The following is a 9,838-nucleotide window of genomic DNA, read 5'->3' as shown; positions in this document are numbered from 1 at the left end:
GTAAAAGAAGCGGAACTAAACCCAGGACGCTTCAATACCTCCGCGTGCGCGGAGAAGAGACAGGGCGCACTTCCGCGAAGTACTGAGCCGGGGAAATACCTCCGCGTGCGCGGAGAAGAGCATCACTCCCCTTCGCCACATTCCGCTTACGAGGAAATACCTCCGCGTGCGCGGAGAAGAGGCGAACTCGCTGGGCGATAGAGACTCGGCGGCGGAAATACCTCCGCGTGCGCGGAGAAGAGACAAACTCAATATGCCACGTCTATTTACAAGGGGAAATACCTCCGCGTGCGCGGAGAAGAGTTGTATGGGCCGCTGATTGCCATTTGCTTATCGGAAATACCTCCGCGTGCGCGGAGAAGAGTTGAACGCAAAGCGAGCAGAAAAGGACCAAGAGGAAATACCTCCGCGTGCGCGGAGAAGAGTTACGGATGGCCACTTTTCCCCTAAGGTATTCGGAAATACCTCCGCGTGCGCGGAGAAGAGCCACGGAGTCGGCCATGGTGACCCTAACGCTGGGAAATACCTCCGCGTGCGCGGAGAAGAGCCGGATGTAACGAGCTGCATTTCGCATCCTCAGGAAATACCTCCGCGTGCGCGGAGAAGAGCATTGGCTGGGCTCCAAATTACGGGTGGTGTGGGAAATACCTCCGCGTGCGCGGAGAAGAGCAAATTTTCCTTGGGCAGCAACTCGCGGATTGCGGAAATACCTCCGCGTGCGCGGAGAAGAGGCTTGCGCGGCAGTGGCGGCAGACTTGATACCGGAAATACCTCCGCGTGCGCGGAGAAGAGCCGCCGTCTCCGGCGAGCTGCGCGGAAATGAAGGAAATACCTCCGCGTGCGCGGAGAAGAGTCGACGGGCGCGCCGTCCCATTGAATGGCCCCGGAAATACCTCCGCGTGCGCGGAGAAGAGGATTTAAGCCTCTGAAAATTGTTCCGGGCCTAGGAAATACCTCCGCGTGCGCGGAGAAGAGTCAGCGAGCGGGTCCAGTAGCGGGGTAAGCGCGGAAATACCTCCGCGTGCGCGGAGAAGAGGTCCATTCTGCATCCCACCCGATTTCGGCAAGGGAAATACCTCCGCGTGCGCGGAGAAGAGCCATAATATTCGGTTCTTTCATTTTGTTGTTTGGAAATACCTCCGCGTGCGCGGAGAAGAGCCGTCTCATGGACTCACGACATCACCGCTATTGGAAATACCTCCGCGTGCGCGGAGAAGAGGATGTTTCCTTATGGGTGATTAAAGCACCCTTGGAAATACCTCCGCGTGCGCGGAGAAGAGGCAAGGATTAGCTCCAGGACTTCCTCGCGGATGGAAATACCTCCGCGTGCGCGGAGAAGAGTCCTGCTTAGCCCGGGCGCAGCTTAGCCCATCGGAAATACCTCCGCGTGCGCGGAGAAGAGTGGGGGCTGCGCTTCCCGCATTCTGCGAAGGTGGAAATACCTCCGCGTGCGCGGAGAAGAGCCTTCTACACGTAGCCAGTGGCCGGTGACATCCGGAAATACCTCCGCGTGCGCGGAGAAGAGCCAGGGCGGGGCCTACGGCTTCCAGCACGCGGGGAAATACCTCCGCGTGCGCGGAGAAGAGGACAGTGGACAACTCGCCGAGCTCGACGCTGAGGAAATACCTCCGCGTGCGCGGAGAAGAGCCTTCCTGAACAGCAACTTTAGTTCGTCTCGGTGCGGTTTTGCGTATGTTCTCGCGAAAACGTGCACGCAAGTAAAAGTCCGTCCATGTCAATGATTGTACGGCGTCGCGGTCCCATAGTGTTGACTGCAAAGCCCTGTTCGCGGGTCCGGTCCTCGTTGATCATGGTTAGGCTGCCGTCGGCGATGGCATTGGAAAGCCGTCGCCACAGGTTATCGCGGACGCGACGGGAAACGTTTCCTACATAAACACCGGCATCTACTTCCGAAAGGAAACGCGAAAGGTAGCCATGCATGTGGTCCGGGAGGCTGGTGGTTGTGATTACAAGAAACATTCAGCGCCGTCCATATTGTGTATGTCCGGCGACTTCATCGCCGCGCCCAGAGACGAGTCGATCGTCATCACGTGAAGGTAAGTGGGGCGTGAGTACCTCTGTGAGAACTTCCAGCATGTCGACGAGTAAGTTCTTCCGATGGATCTCCCGGCGTAGTTGCTTCCTTAGCGCTGGTAATGGATCTTTCTCATTGGCACAGGCGAAAGCCAGTGGGATTGAGATTGTGGGCTTGTACAGATCAGCCAGATCAAAGAGCAATGAACGAGCGTTGCCTCGATGAATGATGCCCAAGGCAGGATTGACACCTATTGCCGCGCACGCAGAAGCAGCACATCCATAGAGCATGGAGTTCGCTAGGTTGAGTCCCTGATTAACTGGGTCGTCGTCAGCAGTATTGCGCCGAAAATTCTTGATTCCGTGTTTCTTCGCCTGGGTTTGATAAGTCTGTTTCATCACGCGGCCTTCAAGCCCGCGCATGATGGAAATGCTCGGGGCATCAGCAATTTCTTCGATGCCTAGTTGCCGTTGGTAGAGCTTGATTGCAGCCTTTCGCTGGTGTGCTTCATTAGAGACGAGAGCTGCCTGGGCAATTGCCCAACGCGCCGAGGAAGTTAGTGGGGTTGCGTGAGTATAAGCTGGTACTCCACCACCGCCAGTGAACATGATGGTCGTTCCTGAACGAGTACATGAGGTAGCAGCAGCTGCAGAAATGGAGGTTCCAGGTCCGAGCATAAGAACTGCGAGTCCGCCTACAGGGAGTTGGATGCGTTGCTCTAATTCTGAATTGTCAACAACCGAGTAGGCCACGACACCAGTACGGTCCTGGCGGATAGCTGCGCGTTCCACATAAGCAAAGCTGACACGGTCTTCCAAGCGGACTTGGTGGTCTGCTGGAATGGTGGAAAACGTAATGGCGTCTTCGGAGTAAGCCATTAGGAGTTTGCCTTTCCGTAGATGAGCCCAAGGGCTGGATCGTAGTTGTCGGAGAGATCAACGATTCTGAAATACTGCAGTAGGGAAGTCTCCCACGGGTTCGAGAGAAAACGCGGATCTTCGGAAGGAAAAGAGCCTTGACGTAGGTTGATACTTGAGCGGAGAATACGTTTCAGATCCTCCTGAGTGGGCTTTGTGAGTTCTAGATCGATACTGGTTATGGCACCCGGGATTGTGCCAGTGTCATCGAGAACGAGAGCACGTACAGTTTCGCTTTCTACGTAACGTGTACGGAGATCCTCTAGTGCGGTAGTTGCTTCTGTGAGCTTGGTTAGCTCGCTTAGGCGAACGTTTTCTTTTAGAACGGCTTCCAGGTTGCTTTGAATATTCGACGCTGCCATGTGCTTCCTGGAATCCTGGGCAAAGGCCTCAATGTCTTGGTCATCGTTGATATTTGTGAGAGTAATTGACGTTGTGTTGACAAAGTCTTGACACTCGACTGGGAATTCAATTCTTCCGTTATGAGAATTCAGCCAGCGTTGCGTACGGCTCAGTAGAGCCTCCATGTAGGGCAGATTCTCACGGTGCTCGTAATTCTGGTGGGCAACAATATGCAGATGCATGTGGTCACGCCCAGGAAGTCGGTGCTTGCGTTGTGGGTCTCTTCGACGCCAGACACGACCGGCCCGTTGGATGAGGGAAGCTGACGGGCATAGGTCGGTGCTGAGTAGATCAAGGTCAATATCCAATGATGCTTCAATGGCTTGTGTACCTACAATACATATCCCTTCACCGTTTCCATGTGGACCAATCGTGCGAAGTAGCGTATCGGCAGCAGCTTGGCGATGTCCCGCAGTCATCGCAGCGTGTAGAAGCAGGACGTCTTCGCCTTCCTCATCAAGTCTGCGGGATATCTCTTGTGCCCAGTCAACTCGGTTGCATATGACCCCGATGCGAGCAATCGGATACTCCGCACGCATGCGTCGAACCCAGTTGATATGTGCGTCTATCTGAGACGGGTTTGCGATGGTGATGTCGTAAGTGAGCGTGTATCGCGTTGAATCCAACGGAGTGGCTGCATAGGAACTGGAGCTGTGGCTGAGGATCGAGGGAAAATCAATGTTTGTTTCCAGCGGGTACCCGGTGTAGGCACATGCGAGTGAATTGCACTGTTCTTGCGACAACGTGGCGCTGAGAAGGGTAACGCGTGCTCGCACGGTACCTAGCCATTGCATCAATGGTTTGAGCAATTGTGCTTGATAAGGATCTAGCGTATGGACCTCATCGATAATTACATGCGCGTTTGCTAGCGCCAACAGAATGACATGGGTCCATTTCATCGGAAGTGCTGCTTTAAGCGCTTGGTCCACGGTGCCTACCGTGATAGAGGCCAGCATGCGTTCCATTCCTGAACGCACGAACTCAGCTGGTACGAGTCCGCCGACGTCTTCCAGTGGATTACTGTCGCGGAAGGTGGTGACGGGGCGGGAGTAGAAATCCTCAATGGTGGCCATTCCATGTGCGAGCGCCGCAGTGTTTTGAGTCGAACTAAAGATTCTTTGTACACGCTTCATCAATGCATTCGAGGTCGCCATCGTGGGTAGTAGGAACAACATGCGTTCTTTACGTTGCGCATGGCGCAGGATAGCGGCTTCAGTCTTACCGGAACCTGTAGCTGACATGATCGTGAATAGACCATCAGGATCGGTCATGGCTTCTCGCTGTGCAGGGCGTGGTTCGTAGCCTTGAAGAATTGCTTCTAGCGCGTCTTCAGCGCTGGGCCAATCGGAATAGAGACCAAGTTGTTCTCGAATACGAGCTAGAGCAGGTTCAGCTTGTGTGAGTATCCACTCCTTCGGCTGTGTCAAGTCTAATTCGGTTGTTTGGCACCGTGCTTGAGACTGTTTGACCCATTCGTGGGCTGATACTAGGCGGTCGGCAACAACGGTTAGTCCGCTAATCAGAATCATGGCCGACGTTGGAACTTCATCGGGGAACACTGCTACTCCGCAGGCTTCGCGAAGCGCGTGGTCTAAAACTTTTTGGGCAGTATTCCACCCGTTGTCGGCTAGAGCCGTGTTCCACAGCGCTTTTTTGTACCTGTGCGATCGCCGCCAAAGTCTGGAGTATCAAACCTTCCATGATGGCCCATAGCTGGGATACAGCGCCAGGCTTGAGATGCTGAAGCATCCACCGTGAGGTTGCCAAGGAGGTAGGAAGCTGAAGCCTGCTCATGGCGTCTAAATGCGGCGACGTCGTGAAGTCCTCGCAAAGCACGTGGTGGGAGCTTAAAACCCAACTCTTCGTTTTCCACAATCCGGTTTCTTACAGAAGCCCAGATTTCGCGTTCTTCAGGACGCTGCCTCGCATGAGTAAGTAGTTGGCCTTGAAAGAAGGGGTTCGCTTTGCCGATGTCGTGCGTGCCAACCAGCCACATTACGATCTCACGTGTCTGTGGCCCCAGCTCTTCGCGAAGGTAGCCCTGCAAGCCTGGCCTCAACCAGTGATCGAAGAGTTGTCCTGCCATAGAAGCGGCATCACACATATGGGCAAGCAAAGGGTAGCTTTCTTCGAGGCTATGTTGTTTGGCCCACACGGAAGAAAACGTTGAATGGGTGGCAGGCATGGGGTTCCTAACCTAGAGCGCGGATAGATAGTAGACCACAGCCGTAAGCCTTTTCTCGGCCGAGGCCAGTAGTCAAAATGGATACGAGTGCTGTGGTGTCGCGTACTACGGCGATGCCATCTACAGCATCTATTTGTAGCGTCATACGCCCCTTTTCAGTCTTAGGATCTTTGAGTACAGCGCGCCGGTGGTTGGTAACCTCCACAACATCTAAGGAGGGAGATAACTTCTGTGCCAGCCAGGGACTAAATGTGGTTCGCTCCGTATCCTCATGATCCAACGGGATGGGCTTAACTTTGTACGAACGCTTACCGGAAGCATTAGTGAATGTCTCACGACGAATAGCGTTGAGACTAATGCGAAAACTTACTGAAGTTCCAGTAGGCGGAGCCTGAAGCGCAACTTGCTTAGTCACAATGTCTGGATAGTTCGAGACAGTGGGCTCTGTAGCAGACTGGATAAGAAAATACGGAGCCTGTCCTGCTGGGGTCTCTAAACGGAAAAGAATTTCTGCAGCGGAACGTGGATTGGCGTCGTCGAATGCAGGGAAAAGGCCCATGACTGCGCGATGACGAAATGTTGGGCTATTTAGACTTGCGGGACTCACACGGCGAGCACTATCCGCAGCCACACTTAAGAGAGTGTGTGCAGGTGCTTTGGTTAGATACCGAGTGGTGATCATATTCTTCATCTTTCGTCGTGAATACGTTAGATTTGTTCAGAGTGGCTCTCCGCTGATGCGGAGGTAGTTCATATTTCATTGAATTGGAACCACCTTCTCCGCGATACGTGGAGGCAAGCGAAGCGGTAGGTCAACAAGGCCTACCGCTTTTGGCTACCGTTGAATGGTGGAGTGGCGGTGCAGGCTGAGTTCCTTGATGCCTTTGAGCCAGTCCGTTCGGGTCGCAACAGCGGGAACACTCATGCTCTCTGGGGACACTCCGGAACCGAGCGATGGTTCAAAGATTCGCACAGTCGCTTTACTTGATGCGTTAGGAGCAAGGGCGGGGATGAGCGACAGCATCTCTGCTGGCCCAGTTCCCAGATAGAACGGGAACGTTGCTGGAAAAGCTTTTCGGCCTAGATAAATAGAGAAAACAGGGCTGGCAAAAGCCTGATCTATCTCCTCCGTGTGGCCCTCCAGAGTGGCACGTACAATGAATTCAGATTCGGCTAGGTACGTGCGTCGGCTGATAGAAGTCGCACCCACGGCAGGGGTGAACTTAAGCTGTTTCACAGAGGTAGCCTTCATTTGCTGCATGATCGCAAGGCGACGTCGGAAAGTAAATTCATCTTCCCTGTCACCGATGGTGTGAAAATCATCAACATATTTTGGAGTTTTATCCTCCCGCAAGGTGAAATGCACGTCATCGATCCACGTTGGCCACTGCCCTCTTTTCGCACCTAGACCCGCAGCCAGTAACCCACGTAGTGCGCTGAGCGTAGGGCGAGGCTCAGTACGGACAAAGTTTCCCGATACAGCCAGACCCGCCCACGACTGGAGGGGTCCCGCAAGACGGATATAGGTGGAACTAGGCATCGAGAATCCACTCCACAACCTGGATAATGAAGTCATCGAGAGAGACGGGCGAGAGGTGTCCTAGTTTGCCGTCAAGATCCTTGTGCGTGCCGGACAGTACTTCAACAGGGCCAAAGTTGGCAGGGTCAAAGAAACGAGCTTGTTGGTACTGTTCTGCCAAAGCTTCAATTGAAGGAACGAGAAAACCACCATCGCCCTGTGGAGTAACTGGCTGTTCAAAGTCATATGCGACGCGGGCACGCTGTTCTTCTGCGAAGACAACAGCTGGGAGCGTGTAAGGTGCGGTACTGTTTTCTTTACCTCGTGGCTGGCCGTAGACGATAGCACGGAGTAGTTCGCTGAGGTTTTGCGCAGCGTCTTCAGAGTCAAACCCGGTCCAGCTTTCTTTTAGCTGCACTTTGTCAATCGTTACGGTCCGATAGAAGATGCCGCTGGTGTATTGGCTAACTCCTAGGAACGTCGCTCCGGAGTCATTGTTACGCTCACGGATGTCATCGACCGTGGAGAAATAATCGGTGTCGATGGTAGCGGCATGGGTAGTAATTGCCGGAGAAACACTGATTGCGGCTTCGGTGTTGCTGGTTGGGGCGTTGGCGAACATACGGCCAAATGCGGCGATTGCCAGGGATCCCGTCTTAGTGCCGTTAATGAAGCCTGAGTCCTCAGACTCTTGGTTACCAGCGATCTTTGTTGCTGCTGTGAGGAGTTCCTCACCAGACAACCATGTCGAACGGTCAGATTCTCCCTCAGAAGCCGTTGCTTTGGTCAACGTGCCAATAATCTTCTTGGCTTCCTTTAGTGCAGCTTTCTGATCCAGTTCTGGGTTTAGCTCTACAGCTTTTGTGACAATCTCATCTGCCAACTTGCCAGATCGGATGGAAATGTTGCCGGAAGCATCTTCGTAGCGCAGGCGGACGCCGCGCTTGATGGACTGCGAGGAGTGCAGGGCACGGAGAACTCCACCATGCATCGTGCGCTTTGGAACGCCGGTGTCATCGCGATTGAGGTTGGAGAATGGAATGCTGGACAGGATATTGATAGTGAGGTGACGCGACATGGGAAAAATCCTTTCGAAGGTTGTGGTTTAGGAAGAAGCGGAGGTGGAAAAACCGGAGTAGTAGTTCTGGAGCACGCTGCGGCGAACGCGTTGAGAGCTTTCTGTGAAGCCATTGCCCCATCGGAAGAAAATCCGGAAAAGGTCATACACAGGTAGCGGAGGTGTGTCCTTCGTGTTCCCTGCTAGTGCGGCGATACGACGAATAGTAGTGATAGCTTCATCCACGTTTTGCGTATGTAATGAGACGAGCCTGCTGGCTACAGCATCCGGATGGCGAGGATCTAGCGTTTCTTGTTCTGGAGCCAATTTGCGAGAGATGAGGTTGCACCATTGTCCGAGTGATCGGAAACCCGTTTCTTGGGAATCAATGTGCGGTACCGCATCGAATTCCGCAACCAGAGCTGCGAGGCGAAGCGCTACTGTGCGGGTGGTGGGGCTGGCATCGGCAGGCAAAAGAGGAAAAATGAATGGATAGGCGTAGTGCTCCGTAGACTGCGAATTACCGCGGCGAAGGAAAGCACGGGTGCGGCGCCATTCACTGCCGGAATGGGAAGTGGGTTTGTCGTGGTAATTACGCACAGATTGAGTCAGCCAGGTCAAAAGTGGCTGCCATTCTGGCGTAGATTGTGTGTGATTCATCCTTTTCCTTAGAAATTAGGTGGTGGGGTCGTCGGGGTCTTCGGCAACAAAATCCTTGATGTGCCGTTTTACCCAGTACTCGACCCCGGCTCGAACGTGGGCAATCCGTGCGGGCTCTTGACCAAAATGTGGTTGTGTGACTGAATCAAAAGCGGCCATGGAAGCGGTGTGTAGCCCGGTACGCAGCTCCGGGGAAGCGATGAACTCGCTCTTGGCTGAACGGCACTCTTTGAGCAGCAAAGAGAAATTGTGGGACATATTGCGCCAAAAGGCTTCGCTTACATCTCCGCGGCTGGATTCCAAAAAATCCAAAACTAGCGGTACTTTGCCGCCTGCACGCTCGTTAGCGTTTTCTCGGCGGAATGGGCGGATTACGGTGCTATGAAGCTTGTCGATGCAGTTTGCACCAAGCCTGATATCAGCTTGCACACCAGGATTGGTGTCGTGGGCCCACTCCTCATCACGAGGGAAGAATATGTCGGAAGCGCGAATATTGGGGCTAGAAGCGGTACCCTCCATGCGGTGCCGGATGAACACTAGGCGTGCTTCAGCTGTTGGAGGAAGTATGTGGGATGAGCTGGCCTTTTCAAACTCCGCGGTTTTATTTTGTGCAGCCCAGTTGATGGCCAAAGCAGTAGCATCTTTACCCAGATCTAGACGCTGAAGTTTTAGCTCTTTGCCATTATTGATGTACAGGTAGAACGGGTCTTTTTGATTGCGCAGCGTCCACCAATCTTTTTGCTGATCTTTGCTGCCCATCTCGGTAAGGAACCATTCAGGCGGTACACCGCCGGTGCGGACACCAACAAGCTCTGATGCTTCCCAGGCTGTAGCAGGGGAATTAGAAGTCCACGTGGCCGACCATAGCGGGTGAACTATCCCGTCGTGGCGCGAGTACGCGCAGGTGCGGTCAGCCCATGCGGGAAGGCCTGTGCCCTTGACCCATGACTGTGGAATTGCCATGAGCAAGGTTTCTAGTAATGATTGCCCATGCCACAGCACTTCTGTTGCCGAATTCTCAGTACCAACAAAACGCATCGCCGGGGAACCAGAAACGCATTTG

8 protein-coding genes, 1 pseudogene and 1 CRISPR repeat array are annotated in these 9,838 nt (G+C 53.8%); all 9 genes and pseudogenes read right to left on the bottom strand.

From position 1 onward, the window contains the following. Positions 1-30: 30 nt before the first annotated feature. Positions 31-1,647: direct repeats of the CRISPR family, unit length 29 nt; unit sequence GGAAATACCTCCGCGTGCGCGGAGAAGAG. Between the two features lie 18 nt (positions 1,648-1,665). Beyond that, positions 1,666-1,980: a type I-E CRISPR-associated endoribonuclease Cas2e gene (gene cas2e / locus HMPREF2935_RS10195; RefSeq protein ID WP_070733075.1), complete on the bottom strand. Its 315-nt coding sequence runs from the start codon at positions 1,978-1,980 to the stop codon at positions 1,666-1,668. Next, complete coding sequence (cas1e, locus tag HMPREF2935_RS10190; protein ID WP_070733073.1) at positions 1,981-2,913, bottom strand: type I-E CRISPR-associated endonuclease Cas1e; 933 nt, start codon at positions 2,911-2,913, stop codon at positions 1,981-1,983. Continuing rightward, positions 2,913-4,883, bottom strand: coding sequence for a CRISPR-associated helicase Cas3' (gene cas3 / locus HMPREF2935_RS10185; RefSeq protein ID WP_083313224.1), 1,971 nt, complete (start codon positions 4,881-4,883; stop codon positions 2,913-2,915). The genes cas1e and cas3 overlap by 1 nt, the downstream gene beginning before the upstream one ends. Positions 4,884-4,981: 98 nt before the next feature. Beyond that, positions 4,982-5,539, bottom strand: a complete 558-nt coding sequence (locus tag HMPREF2935_RS12855) for a CRISPR-associated endonuclease Cas3'' (RefSeq protein ID WP_083313223.1) — start codon at positions 5,537-5,539, stop codon at positions 4,982-4,984. A 7-nt stretch (positions 5,540-5,546) separates the two neighbouring features. Further along, a complete protein-coding gene (cas6e, locus tag HMPREF2935_RS13865) occupies positions 5,547-6,221 on the bottom strand; it encodes a type I-E CRISPR-associated protein Cas6/Cse3/CasE (RefSeq protein ID WP_371326241.1) in 675 nt (224 codons plus the stop codon). Positions 6,222-6,374: 153 nt separating this feature from the next. After that, positions 6,375-7,079 carry a type I-E CRISPR-associated protein Cas5/CasD gene (cas5e, locus tag HMPREF2935_RS10180; RefSeq protein WP_070733069.1) on the bottom strand — a complete coding sequence of 235 codons (705 nt, stop codon included), beginning with the start codon at positions 7,077-7,079 and terminating at the stop codon, positions 6,375-6,377. Beyond that, positions 7,072-8,136 carry a type I-E CRISPR-associated protein Cas7/Cse4/CasC gene (gene cas7e, locus HMPREF2935_RS10175; RefSeq protein WP_061925336.1) on the bottom strand — a complete coding sequence of 355 codons (1,065 nt, stop codon included), beginning with the start codon at positions 8,134-8,136 and terminating at the stop codon, positions 7,072-7,074. The genes cas5e and cas7e overlap by 8 nt, the downstream gene beginning before the upstream one ends. 27 nt (positions 8,137-8,163) lie before the next feature. After that, on the bottom strand, positions 8,164-8,775 hold the full coding sequence (locus HMPREF2935_RS10170; protein WP_061925333.1) for a type I-E CRISPR-associated protein Cse2/CasB: 612 nt from the start codon (positions 8,773-8,775) through the stop codon (positions 8,164-8,166). A gap of 15 nt (positions 8,776-8,790) precedes the next feature. Then, positions 8,791-9,838 (bottom strand): annotated as a pseudogene (locus tag HMPREF2935_RS13275) (hypothetical protein); the annotation flags it as partial.

Source organism: Corynebacterium sp. HMSC076D02 (assembly GCF_001813815.1).
In the GTDB taxonomy this organism is placed as follows: Bacteria; Actinomycetota; Actinomycetes; order Mycobacteriales; family Mycobacteriaceae; genus Corynebacterium; species Corynebacterium simulans.
The sequence above is the reverse complement of the archived record's forward strand: the minus strand, read 5'-3'. Positions and strand labels throughout refer to the sequence as shown.